The sequence below is a fragment of the Pseudomonas sp. P8_241 genome (assembly GCF_034008315.1).
Lineage (GTDB): Bacteria > Pseudomonadota > Gammaproteobacteria > Pseudomonadales > Pseudomonadaceae > Aquipseudomonas.
In genome coordinates this window covers 3,985,337-4,009,200 of the sequence record NZ_CP125377.1, presented here as the reverse complement: position 1 = coordinate 4,009,200, position 23,864 = coordinate 3,985,337, and the positions used below count along the sequence as shown (strand labels likewise).

Genomic DNA, 23,864 nt, shown 5'->3' with positions numbered 1-23,864 from the left:
CTTGTAGGAGCCGGCTTGCTGGCGATGGCGAGCCAGTCACCATCAATTCAGCTGGCACTCCATCGCCAGCAAGCTGGCTCCTACAGGGGGGCGAGGCCAGCCGCAGAACGTGTGTTCACCGGAATAACTGTGGGAGCTGGCCTGCCAGCGATGAGGCCAGCCCAGACCACGAAAAACCGCCATCCGGCCACCACCGGACGCCTGATTCAAAAACACCCCTCGTTTCCCACCGCGCCCTGATCGTGGCGGAGACGAACATCCTATAAATGATTCGAGGGGATACACTCATGTTGCGTGCAGCGTTTGCCGGTCTGGTACTGGCGTCATTGACTTTGTCGGCCTCGGCCGAAACCATCCGCATAGCCATCGGTACCCAGGACACCACAATCAACTGCGCCGCTGGCGGTCTGTTGATTCGCGAACTGGGCCTGCTGGACAAATACCTGCCCCATGAAGGCGCCTACAAGGACGCCAAATACGATGTGCAGTGGAAGAACTTCACCAGCGGCGCGCCCCTGACCAATGAAATGGTGGCCGGCAAACTCGACTTCGGCGCCATGGCCGATTTCCCGGGCGCCTTCAACGGTGTGGCGTTCGAAACAGCCGGCAAGCACAGCCTGTTTATCAGCGTGTTGTCGGGCAGCACACAGGGCAGTGGCAACGGCATCGTGGTGCCGAGTGCGTCGGGCGTGCAGTCCCTGGCGGAACTGAAGGGCAAGACCATTTCCGTGCCGTTCGCGTCTACCGCCCATGGCATGTTATTGCGTGCCGTGGCGGCTCAGGGCTGGGATCCTTTGAAAGACGTAAACATCATCGCCCAGCCACCGGAAGTCGCCGGCTCCGCATTACAGGCCGGGAAGATCGACGCCCACGCGGACTTCGTGCCGTTTGCCGAACTGTTCCCCAGCCGTGGTTTTGCACGCAAGATCTACGACGGGTCCCAGGCCGCAGCGCCGACATTCCACGGCGCGTTGGTCGATCAAAGCTATGCGAAAAAGTACCCGGAAATCGTCGTCGCTTACCTGCGGGCGAGCATCGAGGCCAATCAACTGCTCGCCGCTGAACCGGAGAAGTACAGCGAACTGATCGCCAAAGTCACCGGCGTCGATGCCGAGGTCAACTATCTGTTCCACGGCCCGCTGGGTGTGCAAACCCGCGACCTGAGCTGGAAACCGGAATATCGCCAGGCCGTCGGCACCGCCATCGACACGCTCAAACTGTTGAAGAAAGCGGATCGCGGCCTCGATCTGAACAGCTTCATCGACGACCAATACATCCGCACAGCCTTCAAGGCCTCAAACTTGGACTACACCGCGCAATTGGCGAACTACGGGCAAACGCCACTCAAGGCAACCGATGCAGCGAGCGGCAAAGCCATCACCGACTTCAGCCGTGTGGCCGAAATCTGGGTGCGTGGCGAGCCGAAAGTCCGCCAGTACGCCTCCGCGGAGTCAGCGTTCAAAGCGCTGGCCAGCCTCAAGCAGGAAGGTAAAAACATCCGCGCCGTGTATGCCCAGGCCAGCGACAGCGGGATCAAATTGCTGGCGGATCAGGCGTGGTTTGCCAGCGATGCCAAGGGCCGTTTGAGTGCGTTTCTGCTCAAGGGCCAGGCCCAGCAGTACGCCACGGCGCAGGGCGGCAAAGTGTACGACTTCACTGATGCCACGACCCAGGCCGTGGCCGTTCGCTAAACCTGTAGGAGCCGGCTTGCCGGCGATTGCTGACGGACATTCGACATTGATGTCGACTTAACTACCGCTATCGCCGGCAAGCCAGCTCCTACGGGTTTTTTGGTTGAGAGGAATAACTGTGTACCGATCCTATGCACGCTGGATACCCAGGGCCGCGTCACTGCTGCTCTGCCTTTTGTTTTGGCAACTCGCCGCCAGCCACCACTGGAACCTCGGCCTGGTGACCTTCGCCAACGTCCCAACGCCGCTTGCCGTGATCGAGGCCGCACTGGGGCTGGGCGACTCCGGTAAGCTCGGCCGACACCTGAGCAGCAGTATCGGCCGGGTGTTCGCCGGTTATCTCGCTGCGCTGATCATCGGTATCGCTTTGGGGCTGGCCATCGGGCGCTCGAAATGGGCCGAAGACGTTTTGCTGCCGCCGCTGGAAGTGCTGCGCCCGATCCCCGCGGTGGCGTGGATTCCCCTGGCGATCCTGATGTTCCCGTCGTCTGAACTGTCGATGGTGTTCATCACCTTCACCGGCGCGTTGTTCCCGATTTTGCTCAACACCGTGCATGGCGTCGAAGGCGTCGACCCACGCCTGATCGCCTCGGCGAAAAGCCTCGGGGCAGGGCGCCGGGCAATCCTGCTGGAAGTGATCTTGCCCGGTGCTGCGCCAAGCATCATTACCGGCCTCGCCATCGGTATGGGCACTTCGTGGTTCTGTCTGGTGACGGCAGAAATGATCTCTGGCCAGTACGGCATCGGTTACTACACCTGGGAGTCCTACACCATCCAGAACTATGCCGACATTGTCGTCGGCATGTTGCTGATCGGCGTGCTGGGAATGGGCAGCAGCCTGTTGATCAAACGCCTGGGCGGGCTATTCACGCCTTGGCACCGTCCACGAGGGAAAAGCTGATGAGCGTGTTTCAACACCCTGAAGGGCGAATAGATATTCGCGGCTTGTCGATCAGCCTGGGCGAAGGTCAAGCGGCGTTCGAAGCCGTGCAAGGTCTGGATTGCCAGATCGAACCGGGCCAGTTCGTGTGCATTCTCGGCCCTTCCGGTTGCGGCAAGTCGACCCTGCTCGGCGCGCTGGCTGGTCACTTGCAACCGCGTATCGGAACGCTCACGGTGGATGGAGCGCCGGTGTCTGGACCCTCGTCGCAGCGCGGCATGGTGTTCCAGCAGCACACGCTGTTTCCGTGGCGAACGGTGCGCGACAACGTCGCCTTCGGCCTGAAAATGCACGGCATCGGCAAGCACGAGCGCCATAAAGCAGCCGACGAAATCCTCGCGCTGGTGGGCCTCGAAGGCTTTGCCGAACGCTGGCCGGATCAACTCTCCGGCGGCATGCAGCAACGGGTGGAAATCGCCCGGGTGCTGGTCAATCGTCCGCGCCTGTTGCTGATGGATGAACCCTTTGGTGCCCTCGACGCCTTGACCCGCTTGAACATGCAGGAACTGCTGCTGGACATCTGGACGCGCATCCGCACCACCGTGGTGTTCGTCACCCATGACATCGATGAAGCGCTGTTCCTCGCCGATCGGCTGTTGGTCATGAGCTCACGACCGGGCCGGATCATCGAAGACCTGCGCCTCGATTTCCACCGGCCACGCACCACCGAACTGGTAACGAGCCACGAATTCTCGCGCCTGAAGCGCCATTGCCTCGAACTCCTGCGTCACGAAGACGGTCGGCAGTTGCCACGCCTGAACCCTCTCGGACTGCCTCCTGAAAACAAACTGCCGCGGTTTGCCCTATGACTTCATTTTTTGATTTGACCGACAACGACGACATTCTCGCCCTGCAACCACGCTTGACCGATGAAGACGCTGGCGTGCGCCGGATCGCTTTGATCGAACTGGCCGACCTGGAAGAACCGGACGGCCTGCTATGGCTGGTGGACCGACTGGCGCAGGCCCCCACCGAAGAGGTGCGCGCTGAAGCTGCGCGGCTGCTGGAAGCGTGGGAGGACGAACCGGTGGTTCAAGCGTTGTGCCGAGCCCTGACCGATCCGAGCGAAGCGGTGCAGGCCGCCGCTGCACAAAGCCTCAGTCTGCTGAAAAGCGCAGCGGCGGGGCGGGTGATTCTGCCGTGGACCGGGCATGCCGACATCCGTGTGCGCATTGCCGCGTTCCGGGCATTGCGCGAGCTGCGTTGCGCCGATGCCGCTACGGCGGCCGCCAACGCGCTGAATGATGAAGACGCTGGTGTACGCCGCGAAGCCGTCGGTGTTTTGGGCTGGCTCAAACAACTCGATGCCTTGCCGGCCTTGGCGCGTCTGGCCAGCAATGACCCGGACACCGAAGTTCGCCGCGCCGCCACCGGCGCCCTCGGTCTGGCATCCGACGCGCAGGTGCTGCCGTCGTTGCGCCTGGCGTTGCAGGATCAGGCCTGGCAAGTGCGCGAAGAAGCTGCGACCACCCTGGGCAAGGTTGGACACGTCGATGCCGGCCCGGCACTGGTCCAGGCCCTGGGCGACGATTACTGGCAGGTGCGTTTGCGCGCCACCCGTAGCCTGGGCCGTTTGCGCTACGCACCCGCACTCGATGCGCTGATCGAAACCCTCGGCCATCGCATCAGCAATCTGCGCAAGGAAGCGGCGTTGGCCTTGGGCGAATTGAGTGATCAAAGGGCCATCGCCGCGTTGCAAGCCGCGCAGGATGATGGCGATCCTGAGGTGCGCAAAGCGGTGCGCATTGCCTTGAGTCAGCTGCAATGAATCCGCTGTCGGTAGGGAATTCGCCAAGCACCGGGCAATTGCGCCTGAACTGGCCGGACGGTCGGGAACAACGGCTCGATCACGCCGAGCTGCGCCGCCAGTGTCCGTGTTCGCAATGCCGGGCGTTTCGTGTGCAGGGGCTGACGCCGAGGGTCGATGCGCGGGTTCGGGTCACCGAACTGAACCCGCAAGGCTATGGCCTGCAACTGGTATTCAGCGATGGGCACGAGCGGGGCATCTATCCCTGGGCCTATCTGGCACAACTGAATGCTTGAAGAGCATGGCTCCCGTTCGGCTGTGAAGCCGTCGTGATGGCGGAACCTGGGTTATACCTGATAGGTCGGCATACATAGATTTTGGCGCGGCGACCGTTACCGGCTGCCTTGCCTTCAGGTCCATCACCGTCATGAGGAACGTCGTCCATGAAAAGCACCGGTCCTAGCCCTGTCATCACCATCGCCGAGCAGCCTGGCTGCCTGTTGGTGAAGTTTCACGGAATCCAGGTGGCCGCTTCGGCGCGGGCGTTGGTACTGCTGGAGGCCAACTACCCGCCGGTTTACTACGTGCCACGCGAGGACATCGACGAGAAATATTACGCGCGCACCGACCACACCAGCTATTGCCCCTACAAGGGCGACGCCAACTATTTCAGCTTGCAGGTGCCGGGGCATGAAGGTGCCAATGCGGTGTGGAGCTACGAGAACCCCAAGGTGTCCGTCGATCAGATTAAAGGATATGTGGCGTTCTACCCGGATCAAGTGAAGTTCGAGTTGCTCGACGAAGAGGTTTGAGACGGTTTTTCTATTTTGCACTGTCACTGTAGGAGCGAGCCTGCTCGCGATGGTCGTTAACGAAAACGCGTGCTTTCTGGTTGAACACGGCGCTTTCGAGTCCATCGCGAGCAGGCTCGCTCCTACAGGTTTCGGGTTGACGTCAGTTCTTGTCCAGATCCACGTTACGCGTCTCACGCAAACAGATCATCCCCACCACCAGGCTCACCCCGGTGATCACCACCGGATACCACAGCCCGTAGAAAATATCCCCGGTATACACCACCAGCGCGAACGACACCGTCGGCAGGAACCCGCCGAACCAGCCGTTGCCGATGTGGTAGGGCAGGGACATCGAGGTGTAGCGGATGCGAGTCGGGAACAGCTCGACCATCAGCGCTGCCAGCGGGCCGTAGCACATGGCGGAAATGATGATCAACGCGACAATCAGCGCCACGATCATCGGCTTGTTGATTTGCTGCAAGTCGGCCTGTTGCGGGTAACCGGCGAGGGTCACGGCACCGCGCAGGGCGGCTTCGTCGAAACCGTCTAGCTTCACGTCACCCACGCTGACCTGCACACCGCTGCCGGCCGGGGCCGCTGCGCTTTGATACGGCAGGCCCTGCTTGACCAGGAAGGTCTTGACCTTGTCGCACGGGCTGTCGAATTTGGCCTTGCCCACCGGGTCGAACTGGAAGGTGCAGGTGGCCGGGTCAGCCATCACTGTGATCGGTGCCTGACGGCTGGCTTGGTCGATAGCAGGGTTGGCGTAGTGGGCCAGGGTCTTGAAGATCGGGAAATACAACACAGTGGCCAGCAGCAGGCCAATCATCAGCACCGGTTTACGCCCGACCTTGTCCGACAGCCAGCCAAAGAAAATGAAGAACGGCGCACCGATGGTCACGCTGATAATCAGCAAGCCGTTGGCCACCGCCGGGTCCATCTTCAGGAACTGGGTGAGGAAAAACAGCACATAGAACTGCGCGGCATAAAAGGTCACCGCTTGCCCGGCGTTGATGCTGAACAGCGCGATCAGCACCACCTTGAGGTTTTCCCATTTACCGAAGGAATCGCGAATCGGCTGTTTGCACAGCTTGCCTTCTTCTTTCATTTTCACGAAGGCCGGCGATTCGTGCAGGCTCATGCGGATCCAGGTCGAGATGCCCAGCAGCACGATGGAAAACAGGAACGGAATGCGCCAGCCCCAGACTTCGAACTGGTCGCCGGTGAAGTAACGGCAGCCCAGTACCACCAGCAGCGACAGCAGCAAGCCGAGGGTCGCGGTCGACTGAATCCAGCTGGTGTGGAAACCGCGCTTGCCGATGGGCGCGTGCTCCGCGACATAAGTGGCGGCACCTCCGTACTCACCGCCCAGGGCCAGGCCCTGGAGCATGCGCAGCACCACCAGAATGATCGGTGCGGCAATGCCGATGCTGGCGTAAGTCGGTAGCAACCCGACGCAAAACGTCGCCAGGCCCATGAGGATGATGGTGGCGAGGAAGGTGTACTTGCGCCCGATCATGTCCCCCAACCGGCCAAACACCAGTGCACCGAACGGCCGTACGATGAAACCGGCGGCAAACGCCATCAGGGCAAAAATGAACGCCGTGGTGTCGTTGACCCCGGCGAAAAACTGTTTGCTGATCACCGCCGCGAGGGCGCCATAGAGGAAAAAGTCATACCACTCGAAGACCGTCCCGAGGGACGAGGCAAAGATGACTTTCTGGGTTTCCTGACTGGTGCCCGCGCTGCGCACGGCTTCCAGGGTTTGAACGTTCTCTGACATACCGGTATCCCTCACAGTGATTGTTTTTGTTGTTCCACTGTCGGCGCCTGCCTTGTGGGCGGGTGCCGCTACTGTCGATGCATCGGACATCCCTGTAGGAGCCGGCTTGCTGGCGAAAGCGATCGTCGAGTCGACATCGACGTTTACTGATACGCCGCTTTCGCCAGCAAGCCGGCTCCTACATGTTTGTGTACAGAGTTCAGGTGTTTGCGACCAGTTCCATCGGTGGTTTCACGCTCCTTGTGTCTGGGTTAAGGATCATCTGTGCCGCTTTCTCGGCGATCATCAGCGTCGGTGAGCAGGTGTTGCCCGAAGTGATGCGCGGCATGATCGAGGCGTCGGCGATGCGCAGACCGGGGATGCCGCGCACGCACAGTTGGGCATCGACCACCGCAGCGGCATCGTTGCCCATGCGGCAGGTGCCCACCGGGTGAAAAATCGTCGTACCGATTCGTGCGGCGGCTTCGTGCAGTTGTTCTTCGCTTTGCAGGCTGTCACCGGGCAGGTACTCGACCGGTTTGAATGCCTTCAGGGCCGGGGCGGCCACGATGCGTCGGGTCAGGCGGATGGCGTCGGCGGCGACGCGCAAATCCTGCGGATGACTCAGGTAATTGGGTTGAATCAGCGGCGCTTCCTGCGGATCGACGGAGCGGATTTCCACCCGGCCTCGGCTTTGCGGGCGCAAATCGCAGACCGACGCGGTAAACGCCGGGAACGCATGCAGCGGTTCGCCAAAGCGCTCCAGCGACAGCGGTTGCACGTGGTACTCAAGGTTTGCTGAAGTCTGTTCCGGGCCGGAACGGGCAAACGCGCCAAGTTGACTCGGCGCCATGGACAGCGGGCCGCTGCGGTCATAGAGGTAGCGCAGGCCCATGCCCATCTTGCCCCACAGGCTGCCGGCAATCTGGTTCAGGGTACGGGCGTTTTCCAGCTTGTAGATCAGCCGCAGTTGCAGGTGATCCTGCAGGTTGGCGCCCACGCCGCATAGCTCGTGGGCGACACCGATCCCCAGGCGCTCCAGTAGTGGACGCGGGCCGATGCCGGACCGTTGCAGGATGCTCGGCGACCCGACGGAGCCTGCGCACAGGATGATTTCCTTGCGCGCCTTGAACGTCCTGGGCTGATCTTGCCAACGGGCACTGACCGCCGACGCGCGACCGTTTTCCAGCAGTACGCGGTCGACTTCAACGCCGGTCAGTACCGTGAGATTGGCGCGCTTGCGCGCAGGCTTGAGAAACGCCTTGGCCGCATTCCAGCGAATCCCGGCCTTCTGATTGACCTGGAAGTAGCCGCACCCTTCGTTGTCGCCCTGGTTGAAGTCATCGATGCTGGCGATGCCGCTTTGCTCGGCGGCGCTGCGGAAGGCATCGAGGATCGGCCATGACAGACGCTGGCGTTCGACCCGCCAGTCACCGCTGGCGCCGTGAAACTCAGAATCGCCGGCAAAGTGGTTTTCGCTTTTCTTGAACAGCGGCAGCACGTCCTGCCAGCCCCAACCCGGATTGCCCTCGGCCACCCAGCCGTCGTAGTCACCGGCCTGGCCGCGCATGTAGATCATGCCGTTGATCGACGAACAGCCGCCCAGCACTTTACCCCGGGGATAGCTCAGGGCGCGGCCTTGCAGGCCCGGTTGCGCTTCAGTCTTGAAGCACCAGTCGGTGCGCGGGTTGCCGATGCAGAACAGGTAACCCACGGGGATGTGAATCCACGCATAGTTGTCGCGGCCCCCGGCTTCGAGCAACAGCACGCGGTGCTGCGGATCGCTCGACAGTCGATTGGCCAGCAGACACCCGGCCGGCCCGGCCCCGACCACGATGTAGTCGTATTCATCTAGGGAAGTCTGCATCCCTGACCTCGGTTTGTTGTTCTTGTTGTCTGTCATCCTAGTTGTTAGCTTTCGTCAAAAGAATGTTAGTTTTTGCGCAGCCGCTGTGCGTTTTTAAACAGTGCCATCAACAGCGAACAACCAGGGACGAATCATGTTTGACTGGAACGACTTGCGGTTTTTCCTCGAATTGCAGCGCAGCGGCCGTTTGCTCACGGCGGCACGCCGGTTAAACACCACGCACGCCACCGTGGCGCGGCACATCGAGGCCATTGAAAAGAGCCTCGGCACAGCGTTGTTTGTTCAACACGCCCAGGGCTATGAATTGACCCCGGCCGGGGAAGCGTTGCTCAAACACGCTGAGGCCATGGAAAACGTCGCGCTGCTGGCGCAGGAGGAAATCACCCAGTCCACGGCACCGTTGGGCAAGATCCGCGTCGGCGTGACCGAGGGGTTGGGTATCATGTTCCTCGCCAGCCGCATGAAAGGACTGTTCGAACGCTATCCGGGGCTGGAAGTGGAACTGGTGGCGGTGCCGCGCTTTGTCAGCATCCTCAACCGGGAGGCGGAGATCAGCATCCACCTTGAACGCCCGTCCGCCGACATGCTGGTCACCCGCAAGCTCACTGATTACCGCCTGGCGCTCTACGCCAGTCAGGCTTATCTCGACCGTTCACCGCCGCTGCGCAACCGCGAAGACCTGGGGCGTCACGCGTGGATCGGTTATGTCGACGATTTGCTGTTCAGCCAGGAGTTGATGTTCCTCAACAGCTTCTGCCGCAACCCGCAAGTGGTGTTCCACAGCACCAGCGTGATCGCCCAGCAACAGGCTGCACGTTCGGGGCTGGGGATTGCGGTGCTGCCATGCTACATGGCCAACGCCGATCCGGATCTGGTGCCGTTGTTGCCGGACGAAAGCATCCAGCGCAGCTACTGGATCAGCACCCGCCGCGAATTGCACAAGTCTGTGCGGCTAAGAGTGCTGTGGGATTATGTGGTGGAGTTGTGTGAGCGGGAGCAAGCCCTGCTACTGCCCCCCAATCCCCTGTAGGAGCCGGCTTGCCGGCGAAGAGGTCTCAAGGTTTTCATCATGTTCAAGGCCCATTCGCCGGCAAGCCAGCTCCTACAGGTCCGGTTCTAATGAAGAAATGCAGTCAAACGATCTCGAATTGCGTGCTGGCCAGCCGCTCCCCATTCACCATGATGTGCACCGCATGAACGCCCGCATAATGCCTGCGGGTGGTGAGTTCCTTGATCTGCTGCCCACGGCTCACCGTTTCGCTGGCCATGCCGGGCAGTGTCAGCGCCTTGAGCTTGAACACCTTCGCTGACGTGCCGCCGTTGGCCTTGACGTAATCGATGGAGTAATCGATCACCAGACGCTGAGTGTCTTCAACAGTGGATTTGACGACAAAGGACAGGGTGATCTTTTCACCCAGGCCAATCACTGGCGGATTGACCTGCACCTCGCTGATCTCAACTTCAGGCTTACCGCTTGCGCCAATGATCGCCAGCGCCCGCGAGTTCCCCTGTTTGATCAGGCTGCGCAAGGCGTGCCTGGCGATCCACGCGGTGTGTTTGTTGTCCAGCGACCAGCCTTCGATCAGTTCCAGCACCCACTCGGGATGGTCCTTGGTGATGTCGTTGAGGTGGTTGGCCACGGATTTGCGCACGTAAAGGCTGGTGTCGGCCTTCAGGTTGTCGAGAATTTTGACGGCGAGGCGCGGGTCGGCCTGGACTTGCTCCAGTCGAAACGACCAAGGCAAGCGCGGTCGGCAGCCTTCGCTGGCCAGACGTCGCACGTGTTCGTTGTCATCCAGCGACCAGCCATGCATCAGCGTGAGCGTACGCTCGAAGTCGCTGCGCAAAAAGTGCCGGATCGCGAACTCCGAGGAACCGAAGGCGGTGAAATACTTCAGTGCATCCATCGACTGCTCGAATGCATGAGCGCCGTAGCGGGCGACGTAGTGCGGCAGGCACATGCTGACAAAACCGCTGTTCAGGCGCGGGGCGAGGGTGCGCAGGACGTCCACCGAAGCTTCATAGTCCAGCGGCAACACCGCGTGGAGGCATTCACTGACCCGGGCCATGCGCTGCATCACGCTCAGCTCTGCCAGGCCGGATTGGGCCAGTTTCAGGAATGCCTTGGCGTCGAACGCGGGATAAACCGCCGTCATTTCGGTGGCGATGTGTTGGAGGCGCTCGAGGTTGAAGATTTCCTTGAGGGCAGGCGAAGTCGAGTCAGAGTCACTCATTGGGGCGTCCTTTCTTTGCTTGCCGTTCGCTCTTGGAGCTCATCGGATTCAAACAGGCGCGCCAGTTCCTCCCGCGCTTCCTGGGCTGTTTGCAGGACCTTCGCGGCGTCATCATAGACGGCATGCTGGGCTTCGAGCACTTGTTCATCGTGATGCTTGAAGCGCTTGATCCGCGAGTCGGCCTGGGCCTGGGTCAGCCCCAGGCCGATCAGGGTTTGCCGGCTCATTTCCAGACTCGAATAAAAAGTCTCGCGTACCGCTTGCGCACCGACGTCCATCAAGCGGTGTACATGCTGGCGGTTGCGGGCGCGGGCGATAATTTTCATGTGCGGATAGAGCTTGCGCACCAACTCGGCCGTCTTGATGTTGGTGTCCGGGTCGTCGGTAGCGATCACGAAAAATTCGGCTTCCCCCACTTTGGCCGCGCTGAGGATTTCCGGGCGCATCGGGTCGCCATAGAACACCGGCACGCCACCAAAACTGCGAGACAGCTCGATGGTCTCAATCGAGGTATCGAGGGCGACGAACTTGATGTTCTGCGCCCGCAGGATCCGCGCAACGATCTGCCCCATGCGGCCCATACCGGCGATGACCACCCGAGGGGTATCGGTATCGATTTCACGGAATTTCTCCGGCACTTCGACCGGTTGCACCTTGGGGCTGACCAGCCGTGCGCACACCAGCAGCAACAGGGGCGTCACCGCCATCGACAGGGTGATCGTCAGCACCAGCAGGTCATACATCTGCGGCACGAACAGTTCATGGTCGCGGCCGATCTTGAACACCACGAAAGCGAACTCACCGCCGGCCGCCAGCACGATCCCGAGGCGAATCGCGCTGACCTTGTTCAAACCACCGGCCAAATGCCCGACGATGAACAGCAGCGGCAGCTTGATTGCAATCAACAGCAGGGTCAGGCCCAGCACCGTGACAGGCGCGCTCAGTAACAGACTCAGATTGGCGCCCATGCCGACGCTGATGAAAAACAGCCCTAGCAGCAGGCCTTTGAAGGGCTCGATCTGCGATTCCAGTTCGTGGCGATATTCGGAGTCCGCCAACAGCAGGCCGGCGAGAAAGGCCCCAAGAGCCATGGAAATGCCAACCAGTTCCATCAGCCAAGCGGTGCCGATCACCACCAGTAGCGCAGTGGCTGTGGACACTTCCGGCAACGCGGTTTTGGTCACTACGCGAAAGATCGGACGCAACAGATAGCGTCCGCCGATCACCACCACCGCAATGCTGCCCAGCACCTGCAAGCCGTGGTTGAGGTTCTCGGCGGCACTGACGCTGTGACTGCCCTCGGCAAGCAATGGCACCATGGCAATCAGCGGGATCGCCGCGATGTCCTGGAACAGCAGAATCGCAAACGCCAGACGCCCGTGGGGGCTGGTCAGCTCCTTGCGCTCGGCCAGGCTCTGCAGGCCGAATGCGGTGGACGACAACGCCAGCCCGAGGCCCAGGACAATCGCGCTGTTCAAGGGCTGGCCGAAGACAAACAGCGCCACCACGCCAATCGTCGAACCGGTCAGCAACACCTGAGCCAAACCCACGCCGAACACTGACTTGCGCATCACCCACAAGCGTCGGGGTGACAACTCCAGGCCAATGATGAACAGCAGCAATACCACGCCAAGTTCCGAGATATTGGCGACGCTTTGCGGATTGTCGATCAAGCCCAGCACTGAAGGGCCAATGATCACCCCGGCAAACAGATAACCCAGTACCGCTCCCAGTTGCAGGCGCTTGGCCAGGGGGACGATCAGCACGGCCGCGCACAGAAATACGACAGCGGCTTGCAGCAGATTGCCTTCATGGGGCATGAACGGAAACTCCATCAACTGGTACGGCAGGGCGTCAAGGATAAGGGTTAGGGTTGCTGAAGATCCACTGTCCACGAGAGGCGTCATAGCACGGTGCAGAGCAGGCAGTTTTCACTTGAACCTTCGTGCGCAAAGGGGATGGTTGCCAATCGAATGCAAATCTGGGAAAACGGCGTCCATCAGACCCTTTTGGGTGAGTGAACAGACGAGTGAAATTCAATGAATGACGAGCTTCAGGTAATCGATCTTCATATCGGCGAGGGTAAAGCCGCCGTCAAGGGCGCTTTAATCACCACCCAGTACCGCGGTTGGCTGGAAGACGGCAGCGAATTCGATTCTTCCTATAGCCGTGGCAAACCTTTCCAGTGCGTGATTGGTACGGGAAGGGTCATCAAGGGGTGGGACCAGGGCATCCCGGGCATGCAGGTCGGCGGCAAACGCAAACTGTTGGTGCCGGCGCATCTGGCGTATGGCGAGCGCACCATGGGCAGCATTCCACCGAACGCCAACCTGACGTTCGAAATCGAGTTGCTGGAAGTGCTGACGCGCGATGATTGATCGCGATTGCCTGGGAGGGCGCACGTTGCTGATTGATGAATACACTGCTGCGATTGAGCTGATCGACGCGTCTTATCGGCATTGGACCGGGAAACACCTGCCGACCCCGCAGTCATTGACCGCAGCCGAGCGCCTGCATTGGCTGCACGCCCACGCGCCCTACAGCCTGCTGGCCCATGGCACCCAGGACGATCCGCTGTTTTTCTACGCCAACGAACAGACCCTGGCCTGTTTCAAATACCCGCGCTCCGAATTTCTCGGCATGCCGTCACGCTTCAGCGCCTCGCCGCTCGACCGTGCCATGCGCCAAACCCTGCTGGAACAAGTCACGGCCCACGGCATTGCCCACGGCTACAGCGGCTATCGGGTGGACAAGGCGGGCAATGCCTTCATGATTCATGAAGGCAAGGTGTGGACGCTGATTGACCAGAATGGCCAGCGCAAAGGGCAGGCAGCGTTGTTTTGGCCGGATGCCGGGCGGGTGGGGTCGTTGGATTGATTGCCGATCAAACCTGCCTTGTGTCGCTGAACACGGGAACCCGCCCATTCAAGGACGGCCGGTAATCCCAACTCAGCCGTTCCAGCACCGGTTTTGTCTTCAAAAACTGTCGCAACGTCGCGCTGGCGATATTCAATGCCAAGGTTTGCCCCGGACATTGATGGCGTGCCGCGCCGAAGGTAAAGCTGCGGCGGTTTGGACGGTTCAGGATAAAGGCATCGGGGTTGTCGTTGAGTTGCGGGTCGCGGTTGGCCGAAGCCAGCAACACCAGGATCACGTCTGCGGTCTTGAGGCTGACGCCGTTGATTTCGCACGGGGCGGCGACGAAGCGTCGGGTGTTCTGGACAGACGGGTCGAAGCGCTGGACTTCGGCCAGAAATTCGTCGATTTGCGCGGTTTCGCGCAGAACCGATGGGTTCTTTATCAGTGTCAGGATCGCGTTGCCGATCAGTCCGGCGGTCGCCTCATAGGTCTGGGAGAACAGGCCGATCAAGTTGGCATTCAGCGTTTCTGGGGTGCCACCGGTAAAGCGCTGGCGGATGCCACTGAGCAAAGGGCTGTGGTTGTCGGGATCTTCCAGACGCTCGATAACGTAGCCGCTCAGCTGTTCTGCTGCGGCGTGGGCGGCGCTCAGTTGAGCCAGGGTGCTCAAGGGCGACAGGCACGCGACGAAGTCCCCCGTCAGTTCGCTGATGGATCGGCCTTGTGCAGGGGAGAAACCCAGCAGGGCCGCCATTACGCAGACCGGTCCGCGGAACATGGCGTTGTACAGGCCTGCGGCGTCAGGCGTGATCAACCGCGCGCCGACCAGCGTCTCGACTTCCTGCGCATCGATCACCTCCAGGCCCGGGGCAATCGCCGACCTTGGGCAGCGTTGGCGTTCACCCTCGTTCATCCGCATCAGTTGGCCAAATACCTTGCCGGCCATGCCATCGGAAATCATATGGGGCACGGGCTCGTTTGTGGGCCGCACATGACAGTCGGGATTCGCCAGAACGGCCGCAACCGCTTGGGCGCTGCTGGCGACCCACATGTTCAGTTGCGGATGGAAAATCAACCCGACCTCGGCACGCAGCTGTGCGTAATAGGGGTAAGGGTCGGCATGGGTCGCAGCGAGAATCGGGTCCATGGTTCGCAGCCTTTTGTTGTTGGAAAGTGTTGTTACTATCTCCAGTTCGAAAAGGCGTTGATTCGTCCGGGAGCGAAATATGACCGCAGAACATCACGACATCGGCGTTTCGCAGGTGGCCGCAGCCATTGCCGAGCCCGCACGGACGAAAATCCTCTGCTCGCTGATGGACGGCCACGCTCGTACCAGCACCGAGCTGGCGGCGGTGGCCGAGGTCAGTGCGTCGACCGCCAGTGCCCATTTGGCGAAACTCAAGGAGTTGGCGCTGATTCGCTTGCACATACAGGGGCGTCATCGCTATTACAGCCTGGCGGGCAAACGCGTGGCCCAGGCGCTCGAAGCATTGATGGTGATCGGCCAGAACACGGCGCCGACATTCAAACCGCACACACCGGACCGTTTGCAGTTCGCTCGCACGTGCTACGACCACATGGCCGGCACCCTGGCGGTGCTGTTGCATGACTGTCTGCTGGAAGCGGGTTGGTTGCAGGAAACCGACGAACAGGCCTATCGCTTGAGCGACAGCGGTACGGCATTGTTTGAGGGGCTGGGTGTTGATGTGCAGGATTTGAGCACGCGGCGCCGCCGTTTTGCCTGCCCTTGTCTGGACTGGAGCATGCGCCGGCCGCATCTGGGCGGATCGCTGGGGGCGGCGTTGCTGCAAGTGGCGCTCAAACGAAAGTGGGTGACGCAGGATCTGGACAGTCGGGCGTTGGCGTTGACGATGTTGGGACGAAAGGAAATAGCGGGGCGGTTTGGGGTTCAGTTGCCCATTGAGCGTGATGGCAAAAGATCGCAGCCTTCGGCAGCACCTACCGGGTTGGAAGGACTATGACTGTAGGAGCTGCCGCAGGTTGCGATCTTTTCATCAGGCCATGAAAAAGCCCCCCATCGGTCACCCGATGGGGGGCTTTTGTGCGTCTGGCGTCAGGTCAAACCTTGACGATCCAGCCCGCTGGCGCTTCGATGTCGCCGGTTTGCACGCCTGTCAGCTCTTTGTAGAGCTTCTGGGTGACCGGGCCGACTTCGGTTTCGCTGTGGAACACGTGCAGATGATCGTTGTAGTCGATGCCGCCTATCGGCGTAATCACCGCCGCAGTACCGCAAGCGCCGGCTTCCTTGAAGTCGGATAGCTTGTCGATGAACACGTCACCTTCAACCACTTCCAGGCCCAGACGGGTCTTGGCCAGCTCGATCAGCGACAGACGGGTGATGCCCGGCAGTACCGATGGCGAGTTCGGGGTCACGAACTTGTTGTCGTGGGTGATCCCGAAGAAGTTGGCCGAACCGACTTCCTCGATCTTGGTGTGGGTCATCGGATCCAGGTAGATGGCGTCGGCGAAGTGGGCTTTCTTGGCCTTGGAGCCCGGCATCAGACTGGCGGCGTAGTTGCCACCGACCTTGGCGGCACCGGTGCCTTGAGGCGCGGCGCGGTCGTAGCTGGAGATCTGGAAGTTGTGCGGGGTCAGGCCGCCCTTGAAGTACGCGCCGACCGGGATGCAGAAAATCGAGAAGATGAACTCGGGAGCGGTACGCACGCCGATGTTGTCACCCACGCCGATCACGAACGGACGCAGGTACAGCGCGCCGCCGGTGCCGTAAGGCGGGATGAAGCGCTCGTTGGCGCGGACCACTTCTTTACAGGCTTCGATGAACTGCTCGGTTTCCACCTGCGGCATCAGCAGGCGGGCGCAGCTGCGTTGCATGCGCAGAGCGTTCTGATCCGGGCGGAACAGGTTGATCGAGCCGTCCTTGCAACGATAGGCCTTCATGCCTTCGAAGCACTGCTGGCCATAGTGAAGGGCCGTGGAGCCTTCGCTGATGTGCAGCACGTTATCTTCGGTCAGGGTGCCTTTATCCCACTCGCCATTGCGGAAATATGACAGATAGCGCTTGTCGGTCTTGATGTAGTCAAAACCCAGCTTGTCCCAATTGATGCTTTCGTTACCCATGACACCCTCTATCACTGAACAACCGTCGAAACGGTTCAAGGCTTCTGACGTTTTTTGGATGGGGACAACAATACTTCATTCCGGGCCCATTTCGCAGCCCAGATTGCGATCCCTGTAGGAGCTGGCTTGCCGGCGATCAACGCGACGCGGTGTATCAGATTGACCGCCATCTCCAGCAAGCCGGCTCCTACAGAGTTAGAGCGTGCTTTGAATCACAGATGCAGCGCATGCCCCAAGGCCCGCAAAGCCGCTTCCTGCACCGCTTCACCCAGCGTCGGATGGGCATGGATGGTGCCACCGATGTCTTCCAGTCGCGCGCCCATTTCCAGGCTTTGCGCAAACGCCGTCGACAACTCCGATACCCCGACACCCACCGCCTGCCAGCCGACAATCAGATGATTGTCCCGACGAGCGACCACGCGCACGAAGCCGCTTTTGGACTCCAGCGTCATCGCCCGGCCATTGGCGGCGAACGGAAAGCTCGAGACGATGCAATCCAAACCTGCTGCCTTGGCTTCGTCCGGGGTCTTGCCGACCACCACCAGTTCCGGGTCGGTAAAGCACACGGCGGCGATTGCGGTGGGGTTGAACTCGCGGGATTTACCGCTGATCAGCTCGGCAACCATCTCGCCTTGGGCCATGGCCCGGTGCGCCAGCATCGGTTCGCCGCTGAGGTCGCCGATGGCATACACGTTGCGCATGCTGGTCTGGCAACGGTTGTCGATCTTGATCGAGGAGCCGTTCATGTCCAGGTTCAGCGCTTCGAGGTTCCAGCCCTGGGTGTTCGGCTTGCGACCCACGGCCACCAGCACCTGATCGGTTTCCAGGTTCAGCGTGTCACCGTTCGGATCCAGAACTTGCAGAGTATTTACCGTTGAATCAAAGCTTTGCACGCTATGTTTCAAGTAAAGCTTGATACCTAGTTTTTTCAGTTCTTCATGGACCGGTTGGGTCAGTTCAGCGTCATAGGCCGGCAGGATGCGTTCCTGCGCCTCGACCACGCTGACCTCGGCACCGAGCTTGCGATAGGCAATGCCCAGTTCCAAACCGATGTAACCGCCACCGACCACGATCAGCCGTTTGGGCACGGAGGTCGGTGCCAACGCTTCGGTGGACGAAATGATCGGGCCGCCAATCGGCAGCATCGGCAGGTTCACGCTTTTGGAGCCGGTGGCCAGCACCAGGTGCTCGCACTGAATGCGCGTGTCGCCGACGTCCACGGTCTTGCCGTCAACCACCTTGGCCCAGCCTTGAACGACCTGGATTTTGTGTTTTTTCAGCAGTGCCGCGACGCCGGTGGTCAGGCGATCAACAATGCCGTCCTTCCATTCGACGCTCTTGCTGATGTCGAGGGTCGGCGCCGAAACGTTGATGCCCAGCGCCGAATGCTGGCTGTGGTGTTGCGTCTGGTGAAACTGCTCGGCGACATGAATCAACGCCTTGGAGGGAATGCAGCCGATGTTCAGGCAAGTGCCGCCCAACGATTGGCCTTCTACCAGAATGGTCGGGATGCCCAACTGACCGGCACGGATCGCCGTCACATAACCGCCAGGGCCGCCGCCGATGATCAGCAGCGTGGTGCTCAGAGTTTGCATGGAGCTCTCCAACAAAAATCAGTCCACAAACAAGGTGGCGGGTTGTTCGAGCAGGCCGCGAATGGCCTGGATGAAGAGCGCCGCGTCCATGCCGTCGACCACGCGGTGATCGAAGGAGCTGGAGAGGTTCATCATCTTGCGGATCACGATCTGGCCTTTGATCACCATCGGCCGTTCGACGATCTTGTTCACGCCGACAATCGCCACTTCCGGCAGGTTCAGCACCGGGGTGCTGACGATGCCACCGAGCGCGCCGAGGCTGGTCAGGGTGATGGTCGAGCCGGACAGTTCATCGCGGCTGGCCTTGCCGTTGCGCGCAGCCGTGGCCAAACGAGCGATTTCTGCCGCGTTGTCCCACAGGCTGCGGGCTTCGGCGTGACGCACCACTGGCACCATCAGGCCGACAGCGCTTTGGGTGGCAACCCCGACATGCACCGCGCCGGGGCGGGTGATGACCTGGGCTTCGTCGTCATAGCGGGCGTTCATTTGCGGGAAGTCGCGGAGGGCGACGACCATGGCGCGGACCAAAAACGGCAGCAACGTCAGCTTGCCGCGGGTCGCACCGTGTTTTTCGTTCAGGTGCGCACGTAGCTCTTCCACAGCCGTCACGTCGATTTCCTCGACGTAGCTGAAGTGCGCGGCACGCTGGGTGGCGTCCTGCATGCGCTGGGCAATCTTGCGGCGCATGCCGATCACCGGGATCTGCTCTTCATCGTGACGCTGAGCGTAAGCGGCCGCGACGGGGGCCGAAGCGTTCGATTGGCCTTGGGCCAGATAGGCTTCGAGGTCGTCGTGCAAAATCCGCCCGGCGGGGCCAGTGCCACGTACCAGACGCAATTGAATGCCGAGGTCCAGCGCATGTTTGCGCACGGCCGGGGAGGCCAGCGGGCGTTCATCGGCTTCGCGGGCGACCATCGGCCCTTGGCAAACGGCCGCTTTCGGCGCGGCGGCAGCCACCGGTTTGCTTTCCACTGCGGTTTCGACTGTCGGCGTTGCAACCGGCGCTTCTTTAACAGGGGCCGGTTGCGCCGACGCCTTAACGTTGCCAGCGCCTTCGACTTCAATGCTGATCAGCACACTGCCGACCGCCATGACTTCGCCTGGCTGGCCACCAAGTGCAATGACTTTGCCGTGCACTGGCGACGGAATATCGACCATCGCTTTATCGGTCATGACATCGGCCAGTACCTGATCCTCGACGACCATGTCGCCGACCTTGACGTGCCATACCGACAATTCAACTTCTGCAATGCCTTCGCCAATGTCCGGCATTTTAATAACGTGCGTGCCCATTCAGACCTCCATGACCCGTTTCAGAGCCGCGCCCACTCGGGACGGGCCAGGGAAATACGCCCACTCTTGCGCGTGCGGGTAGGGGGTGTCCCAGCCGGTGACGCGTTCGATTGGCGCTTCCAGGTGGTGGAAGCAGTGTTCTTGCACCAGCGACACCAGTTCGGCGCCGAAACCGCAGGTGCGGGTGGCTTCATGGACCACTACGCAGCGGCCGGTTTTCTTCACCGACTTGACGATGGTTTCCAGGTCCAGCGGCCATAGGCTGCGCAGGTCGATGACTTCGGCGTCGATGCCGGTTTCTTCAGCGGCGACTTGCGACACGTACACGGTGGTGCCGTAGGTCAGGATGGTCACGTCCTTGCCCGGACGGGTGATGGCGGCGACGTCCAGCGGCACGGTGTAGTAACCGTCCGGTACCTGAGCGGCGGGGTGTTTCGACCACGGGGTTACCGGGCGGTCGTGGTGGCCGTCGAACGGGCCGTTGTACAGGCGTTTTGGCTCGAGGAAGATCACCGGGTCATCGTTTTCGATGGAGGCGATCAGCAGGCCTTTGGCGTCATACGGGTTGGACGGCATGACGGTACGCAGACCGCACACCTGAGTGAACATCGCCTCGATGCTCTGGCTGTGGGTCTGGCCACCGTAGATGCCGCCGCCGCACGGCATGCGCAGGGTCATCGGTGCGGTGAATTCGCCGGCCGAGCGATAACGCAGGCGGGCGGCTTCGGAAATGATCTGGTCGGAGGCCGGGTACACGTAGTCGGCGAACTGGATCTCGGCCACCGGACGCAATCCGTAGGCGCCCATGCCCACGGCGACGCCGACGATGCCGCTCTCGGAGATCGGCGCGTCGAACACCCGCGAGGTGCCGTACTTGTTCTGCAAGCCTTCGGTGCAGCGGAACACACCACCGAAATAGCCGACGTCCTGGCCGAACACCACAACGTTGTCATCACGCTCAAGCATCACATCCATGGCCGAGCGCAGGGCCTGGATCATGGTCATGGTGGTCGTGGTCATGGCGGTTTCCAACTCGATATTGTTGTTGTGATCGTTCATGTCAGATCCCCAACTCCTGGCGCTGGCGCTTCAAGTGCTCCGGCATCTCTTTGTAGACGTCTTCGAACATGGTCGCGGCGCTCGGAATCTGGCCGCCGGCGAGCGTGCCGTACTGCTCGGCTTCTTTCTGTGCAGCGATCACTTCAGCTTCAAGTTCGGCGCTGACGGCGGCGTGTTCCTCTTCGGACCATTGGCCGATCTTGATCATGTGCTGCTTGAGGCGTGCAATCGGGTCGCCCAACGGGAAGTGGCTCCAGTCGTCGGCAGGACGGTATTTCGATGGATCATCGGAGGTCGAGTGCGGGCCGGCCCGGTAGGTGACCCATTCGATCATGGTCGGGCCGAGGTTGCGGCGCGCGCGTTCGGCGGCCCAGGCAGAGGCGGCGTAGACCGCGACGAAGTCGTTGCCATCGACCCGCAGGGAAGCGATGCCGCAGCCGACGCCACGACCGGCAAACGTGGTGGCTTCACCACCGGCAATCGCCTGGAACGTCGAGATTGCCCACTGGTTGTTGACCACGTTGAGGATCACCGGCGCACGGTAGACGTGGGCAAAGGTGAGGGCGGTGTGGAAGTCGGACTCCGCAGTGGCACCGTCGCCGATCCACGCCGAGGCGATTTTAGTGTCGCCCTTGATCGCCGAGGCCATGCCCCAGCCCACGCCTTGCACGAACTGAGTGGCAAGGTTGCCGGAAATGGTGAAAAACCCTGCGTCCTTGACCGAGTACATGATTGGCAACTGGCGGCCCTTGAGCGGATCGCGCTCGTTGGACAACAGTTGGCAGATCAGGTCGACCAGCGGTACGTCGCGGGCCATCAGGATGCTTTGCTGGCGGTAGGTCGGGAAGCACATGTCGTCGATGTTCAACGCCAGGGCCTGGGCGGTGCCGATGGCTTCCTCGCCAAGGCTCTGCATATAGAACGACATCTTCTTCTGACGCTGGGCGACGACCATGCGGTTGTCGTAGATGCGCGTCTTGAGCATGGCGCGCATGCCTTTGCGCAGGATCTCGACCGGAACGTTTTCGGCCCATGGACCGAGGGCGTTGCCCTGATCGTCGAGCACGCGAATCAGGCCCTTGGCCAGGTCGGCGGTGTCGGCCGGTTCAACGTCAATGGAGGGTTTGCGCACCGTGCCGGCGTCGGTCAGACGCAGGTAGGAGAAGTCGGTTTTGCAGCCTGGGCGGCCCGAAGGTTCAGGGACGTGCAGGCGCAGCGGTTCATACGCTTGGGTCATGGCTTCTACGCTCGATCTTGTGAATTTCTTGTAGTGAGCTGACAGGATTCTTCGGTAAAAGAAATCTTGTCCTACAACAATCATAGGCCCGGCCAAGAAGAATATTTCTCTCTGTTTCATTGCGCTCAAGATCATTTGCAGATAAAAAATCTGCATAAGCATAAAAAACAGGTGGTTTTGTCTCATGCGCAAACTGGACCGTACCGATATCGGCATTCTCAATAGCCTTCAGGAGAATGCGCGCATCACCAATGCCGACCTCGCACGTTCGGTTAACTTATCGCCGACGCCGTGCTTCAACCGGGTCAAGGCCATGGAAGAGTTGGGCCTGATTCGCGAGCAGGTGACGCTTTTGGATGCCGACTTGCTGGGATTGCACGTAAACGTGTTCATCCATGTCAGTCTGGAGAAACAGGTAGAGGAGGCGTTGCAGCATTTCGAGGAGGCGATTTCCGATCGCCCCGAAGTGATGGAGTGCTACCTGATGGCCGGCGACCCGGATTACCTGATCCGGGTGCTGGTGCCGACCATTCAGTCGCTGGAGCGCTTCATGATGGACTTTCTGACCAAGGTGCCGGGGGTGGCGAACATTCGGTCGAGTTTTGCGCTCAAGCAGGTGCGCTACAAGACCGCGCTGCCGTTGCCGGCAAACGGCTTGACCCTTGGCAATTAGACACAAGCATCTTTATCGCCTGATACGCCGCCTTCGCTGGCAAGCCAGCTCCTACAGGGGCCTCGGGTGTGCGCAAACCTTGTGTAGGAGCTGGCTTGCCAGCGAAAGGCCGCAGGCCGCTTTCAGCATTTCAAGTTTTTGTGTTCAGAGCTTGTTCAGGGGAATTTTCAGGTAGGTCACGCCGTTGTCTTCGGCCGGCGGCAAATTCCCCGCCCGCACGTTCACCTGGATCGCCGGCAGCAACAGCGTTGGCATCCCCAACCCGGCATCGCGCCGGGTGCGCATCTCGACAAACGCTGTTGCGTCGATGCCGTCACGCACATGAATGTTGCTTTGGCGTTGTTCACCGACCGTGGTCATGCAGGACGGTTCTCGGCCTTCGGGCGGGTAATCGTGGCAAACGTAGAGCCGCACGCTGGCGGGGAAGGCCAACAGTTTGTGGATAGAGGCAAACATCTGGTTGGCATTGCCACCGGGAAAGTCGCAGCGCGCGGTGCCTACGTCCGGCATGAACAACGTGTCACCCACCAGAATCGCGTCATTGCCAACCAGGTACGCCATGTCCGCCGGGGTATGGCCGGGTACGTGCAGGGCGGTCGCCTTGAGGTTGCCGATCATGAACGATTCACCGGGGGCGAACAGATGATCGAACTGGGAACCATCGACGCAAAAGGATGGCTCGAGATTGAACAGCGTCTTGAACACGTCCTGGACCTTGCTGATCGATTCGCCAATGGCGATTTTGCCGCCAAGCTCCTTGCGCAGATACGGCGCGGCGGACAGGTGATCGGCATGGGCGTGGGTTTCGAGCAGCCATTGCACCTGCAAATGATGGGCGCGAACGAAGGCGATGATCCTGTCGGCCTGGTTGGTCGCGGTACGCCCGGCGGCTGCATCGTAGTCGAGCACCGGATCGACAATCGCACACTGCCCGCCATCAGCCTCGTAGACAACGTAGCTGTAGGTCGAGGAGGCGGGGTCGAGGAAAGCTTCAATCAGTGCGGGCATGGACAC

22 protein-coding genes are annotated in these 23,864 nt (G+C 60.8%); 11 read left to right on the top strand and 11 right to left on the bottom strand.

The window, feature by feature from the left end; genetic code table 11:
- Positions 1-266 precede the first annotated feature (266 nt).
- From QMK58_RS17925 to QMK58_RS17900, 6 genes are all read left to right on the top strand, one after another.
- Positions 267-1,691, top strand: coding sequence for an ABC transporter substrate-binding protein (locus QMK58_RS17925; RefSeq protein ID WP_320395159.1), 1,425 nt, complete (start codon positions 267-269; stop codon positions 1,689-1,691).
- Positions 1,692-1,809: 118 nt separating this feature from the next.
- Entirely contained in the window at positions 1,810-2,592 is a 783-nt protein-coding gene (locus tag QMK58_RS17920) for an ABC transporter permease (RefSeq protein WP_320395158.1), read from the top strand.
- On the top strand, positions 2,592-3,440 hold the full coding sequence (locus tag QMK58_RS17915) for an ABC transporter ATP-binding protein (RefSeq protein WP_320395157.1): 849 nt from the start codon (positions 2,592-2,594) through the stop codon (positions 3,438-3,440). The genes QMK58_RS17920 and QMK58_RS17915 overlap by 1 nt, the downstream gene beginning before the upstream one ends.
- Complete coding sequence (locus QMK58_RS17910; RefSeq protein ID WP_320395156.1) at positions 3,437-4,399, top strand: HEAT repeat domain-containing protein; 963 nt, start codon at positions 3,437-3,439, stop codon at positions 4,397-4,399. Before QMK58_RS17915 ends, QMK58_RS17910 begins: the two co-directional genes overlap by 4 nt.
- Positions 4,396-4,674 (top strand): DUF971 domain-containing protein, encoded by a 279-nt coding sequence (locus tag QMK58_RS17905; protein WP_053158468.1) that lies wholly within the window; start codon positions 4,396-4,398, stop codon positions 4,672-4,674. Before QMK58_RS17910 ends, QMK58_RS17905 begins: the two co-directional genes overlap by 4 nt.
- A gap of 147 nt (positions 4,675-4,821) precedes the next feature.
- Entirely contained in the window at positions 4,822-5,190 is a 369-nt protein-coding gene (locus QMK58_RS17900; protein ID WP_053158471.1) for a DUF427 domain-containing protein, read from the top strand.
- A 142-nt stretch (positions 5,191-5,332) separates the two neighbouring features.
- Here the strand turns inward: QMK58_RS17900 and QMK58_RS17895 are convergent, their stop codons facing one another.
- Both QMK58_RS17895 and QMK58_RS17890 read right to left on the bottom strand, forming a co-directional pair.
- A complete protein-coding gene (locus tag QMK58_RS17895) occupies positions 5,333-6,955 on the bottom strand; it encodes an MFS transporter (RefSeq protein ID WP_053158474.1) in 1,623 nt (540 codons plus the stop codon).
- Between the two features lie 199 nt (positions 6,956-7,154).
- Positions 7,155-8,801 carry a GMC family oxidoreductase gene (locus QMK58_RS17890; protein ID WP_320395155.1) on the bottom strand — a complete coding sequence of 549 codons (1,647 nt, stop codon included), beginning with the start codon at positions 8,799-8,801 and terminating at the stop codon, positions 7,155-7,157.
- Between the two features lie 133 nt (positions 8,802-8,934).
- On the opposite strand from QMK58_RS17890, the gene QMK58_RS17885 reads away from it, so the two are divergent.
- Positions 8,935-9,831, top strand: a complete 897-nt coding sequence (locus QMK58_RS17885) for a LysR family transcriptional regulator (protein ID WP_053158480.1) — start codon at positions 8,935-8,937, stop codon at positions 9,829-9,831.
- A gap of 103 nt (positions 9,832-9,934) precedes the next feature.
- On the opposite strand, the gene QMK58_RS17880 is transcribed toward QMK58_RS17885, so the two are convergent.
- Positions 9,935-11,035 carry a DNA alkylation repair protein gene (locus QMK58_RS17880; protein WP_320395154.1) on the bottom strand — a complete coding sequence of 367 codons (1,101 nt, stop codon included), beginning with the start codon at positions 11,033-11,035 and terminating at the stop codon, positions 9,935-9,937.
- Positions 11,032-12,855: a monovalent cation:proton antiporter-2 (CPA2) family protein gene (locus QMK58_RS17875; RefSeq protein WP_053158486.1), complete on the bottom strand. Its 1,824-nt coding sequence runs from the start codon at positions 12,853-12,855 to the stop codon at positions 11,032-11,034. Before QMK58_RS17875 ends, QMK58_RS17880 begins: the two co-directional genes overlap by 4 nt.
- A gap of 219 nt (positions 12,856-13,074) precedes the next feature.
- On the opposite strand from QMK58_RS17875, the gene QMK58_RS17870 reads away from it, so the two are divergent.
- Both QMK58_RS17870 and QMK58_RS17865 read left to right on the top strand, forming a co-directional pair.
- Positions 13,075-13,413, top strand: a complete 339-nt coding sequence (locus QMK58_RS17870; protein ID WP_053158489.1) for an FKBP-type peptidyl-prolyl cis-trans isomerase — start codon at positions 13,075-13,077, stop codon at positions 13,411-13,413.
- Positions 13,406-13,912, top strand: a complete 507-nt coding sequence (locus tag QMK58_RS17865; protein WP_082344454.1) for an MEKHLA domain-containing protein — start codon at positions 13,406-13,408, stop codon at positions 13,910-13,912. Before QMK58_RS17870 ends, QMK58_RS17865 begins: the two co-directional genes overlap by 8 nt.
- A gap of 7 nt (positions 13,913-13,919) precedes the next feature.
- Here the strand turns inward: QMK58_RS17865 and QMK58_RS17860 are convergent, their stop codons facing one another.
- A complete protein-coding gene (locus tag QMK58_RS17860) occupies positions 13,920-15,041 on the bottom strand; it encodes a cytochrome P450 (RefSeq protein WP_053158492.1) in 1,122 nt (373 codons plus the stop codon).
- 79 nt (positions 15,042-15,120) lie between these two features.
- On the opposite strand from QMK58_RS17860, the gene QMK58_RS17855 reads away from it, so the two are divergent.
- Positions 15,121-15,876: an ArsR/SmtB family transcription factor gene (locus tag QMK58_RS17855; protein ID WP_053158495.1), complete on the top strand. Its 756-nt coding sequence runs from the start codon at positions 15,121-15,123 to the stop codon at positions 15,874-15,876.
- Between the two features lie 97 nt (positions 15,877-15,973).
- Here QMK58_RS17855 and QMK58_RS17850 read toward each other — a convergent pair whose 3' ends face one another.
- The 5 genes from QMK58_RS17850 to QMK58_RS17830 form a co-directional block, all read right to left on the bottom strand.
- Positions 15,974-16,993, bottom strand: a complete 1,020-nt coding sequence (locus QMK58_RS17850; RefSeq protein WP_053158498.1) for a branched-chain amino acid aminotransferase — start codon at positions 16,991-16,993, stop codon at positions 15,974-15,976.
- A 212-nt stretch (positions 16,994-17,205) separates the two neighbouring features.
- Entirely contained in the window at positions 17,206-18,588 is a 1,383-nt protein-coding gene (lpdA, locus tag QMK58_RS17845; RefSeq protein WP_053158501.1) for a dihydrolipoyl dehydrogenase, read from the bottom strand.
- A gap of 18 nt (positions 18,589-18,606) precedes the next feature.
- The gene (locus QMK58_RS17840; protein ID WP_053158504.1) at positions 18,607-19,881 is read right to left on the bottom strand and encodes a dihydrolipoamide acetyltransferase family protein; all 1,275 of its coding nucleotides are present in this window, start codon (positions 19,879-19,881) and stop codon (positions 18,607-18,609) included.
- Positions 19,882-20,940: an alpha-ketoacid dehydrogenase subunit beta gene (locus QMK58_RS17835; protein ID WP_053158507.1), complete on the bottom strand. Its 1,059-nt coding sequence runs from the start codon at positions 20,938-20,940 to the stop codon at positions 19,882-19,884. It lies immediately after the preceding gene.
- A 1-nt stretch (position 20,941) separates the two neighbouring features.
- Positions 20,942-22,177 carry a 3-methyl-2-oxobutanoate dehydrogenase (2-methylpropanoyl-transferring) subunit alpha gene (locus tag QMK58_RS17830; RefSeq protein ID WP_053158510.1) on the bottom strand — a complete coding sequence of 412 codons (1,236 nt, stop codon included), beginning with the start codon at positions 22,175-22,177 and terminating at the stop codon, positions 20,942-20,944.
- A gap of 184 nt (positions 22,178-22,361) precedes the next feature.
- Here QMK58_RS17830 and bkdR point away from each other — a divergent pair, with 184 nt between their 5' ends.
- Positions 22,362-22,850, top strand: coding sequence for a Bkd operon transcriptional regulator BkdR (gene bkdR / locus QMK58_RS17825; RefSeq protein WP_007915088.1), 489 nt, complete (start codon positions 22,362-22,364; stop codon positions 22,848-22,850).
- Between the two features lie 144 nt (positions 22,851-22,994).
- On the opposite strand, the gene QMK58_RS17820 is transcribed toward bkdR, so the two are convergent.
- Entirely contained in the window at positions 22,995-23,858 is an 864-nt protein-coding gene (locus tag QMK58_RS17820) for an MBL fold metallo-hydrolase (protein ID WP_053158513.1), read from the bottom strand.
- Between the last annotated feature and the right edge of the window lie 6 nt (positions 23,859-23,864).

Coding starts and splice junctions, on each gene's coding strand:
- QMK58_RS17925 (WP_320395159.1), top strand. CDS start 267: ATGATTCGAGGGGATACACTCATGTTGCGTGCAGCGTTTGCCGGTCTG.
- QMK58_RS17915 (WP_320395157.1), top strand. CDS start 2,592: ATGAGCGTGTTTCAACACCCTGAAGGGCGAATAGATATTCGCGGCTTG.
- QMK58_RS17910 (WP_320395156.1), top strand. CDS start 3,437: ATGACTTCATTTTTTGATTTGACCGACAACGACGACATTCTCGCCCTG.
- QMK58_RS17905 (WP_053158468.1), top strand. CDS start 4,396: ATGAATCCGCTGTCGGTAGGGAATTCGCCAAGCACCGGGCAATTGCGC.
- QMK58_RS17900 (WP_053158471.1), top strand. CDS start 4,822: ATGAAAAGCACCGGTCCTAGCCCTGTCATCACCATCGCCGAGCAGCCT.
- QMK58_RS17895 (WP_053158474.1), bottom strand. CDS start 6,955: ATGTCAGAGAACGTTCAAACCCTGGAAGCCGTGCGCAGCGCGGGCACC.
- QMK58_RS17890 (WP_320395155.1), bottom strand. CDS start 8,801: ATGCAGACTTCCCTAGATGAATACGACTACATCGTGGTCGGGGCCGGG.
- QMK58_RS17885 (WP_053158480.1), top strand. CDS start 8,935: ATGTTTGACTGGAACGACTTGCGGTTTTTCCTCGAATTGCAGCGCAGC.
- QMK58_RS17880 (WP_320395154.1), bottom strand. CDS start 11,035: ATGAGTGACTCTGACTCGACTTCGCCTGCCCTCAAGGAAATCTTCAAC.
- QMK58_RS17875 (WP_053158486.1), bottom strand. CDS start 12,855: ATGCCCCATGAAGGCAATCTGCTGCAAGCCGCTGTCGTATTTCTGTGC.
- QMK58_RS17870 (WP_053158489.1), top strand. CDS start 13,075: ATGAATGACGAGCTTCAGGTAATCGATCTTCATATCGGCGAGGGTAAA.
- QMK58_RS17865 (WP_082344454.1), top strand. CDS start 13,406: ATGATTGATCGCGATTGCCTGGGAGGGCGCACGTTGCTGATTGATGAA.
- QMK58_RS17860 (WP_053158492.1), bottom strand. CDS start 15,041: ATGGACCCGATTCTCGCTGCGACCCATGCCGACCCTTACCCCTATTAC.
- QMK58_RS17855 (WP_053158495.1), top strand. CDS start 15,121: ATGACCGCAGAACATCACGACATCGGCGTTTCGCAGGTGGCCGCAGCC.
- QMK58_RS17850 (WP_053158498.1), bottom strand. CDS start 16,993: ATGGGTAACGAAAGCATCAATTGGGACAAGCTGGGTTTTGACTACATC.
- lpdA (WP_053158501.1), bottom strand. CDS start 18,588: ATGCAAACTCTGAGCACCACGCTGCTGATCATCGGCGGCGGCCCTGGC.
- QMK58_RS17840 (WP_053158504.1), bottom strand. CDS start 19,881: ATGGGCACGCACGTTATTAAAATGCCGGACATTGGCGAAGGCATTGCA.
- QMK58_RS17835 (WP_053158507.1), bottom strand. CDS start 20,940: ATGAACGATCACAACAACAATATCGAGTTGGAAACCGCCATGACCACG.
- QMK58_RS17830 (WP_053158510.1), bottom strand. CDS start 22,177: ATGACCCAAGCGTATGAACCGCTGCGCCTGCACGTCCCTGAACCTTCG.
- bkdR (WP_007915088.1), top strand. CDS start 22,362: ATGCGCAAACTGGACCGTACCGATATCGGCATTCTCAATAGCCTTCAG.
- QMK58_RS17820 (WP_053158513.1), bottom strand. CDS start 23,858: ATGCCCGCACTGATTGAAGCTTTCCTCGACCCCGCCTCCTCGACCTAC.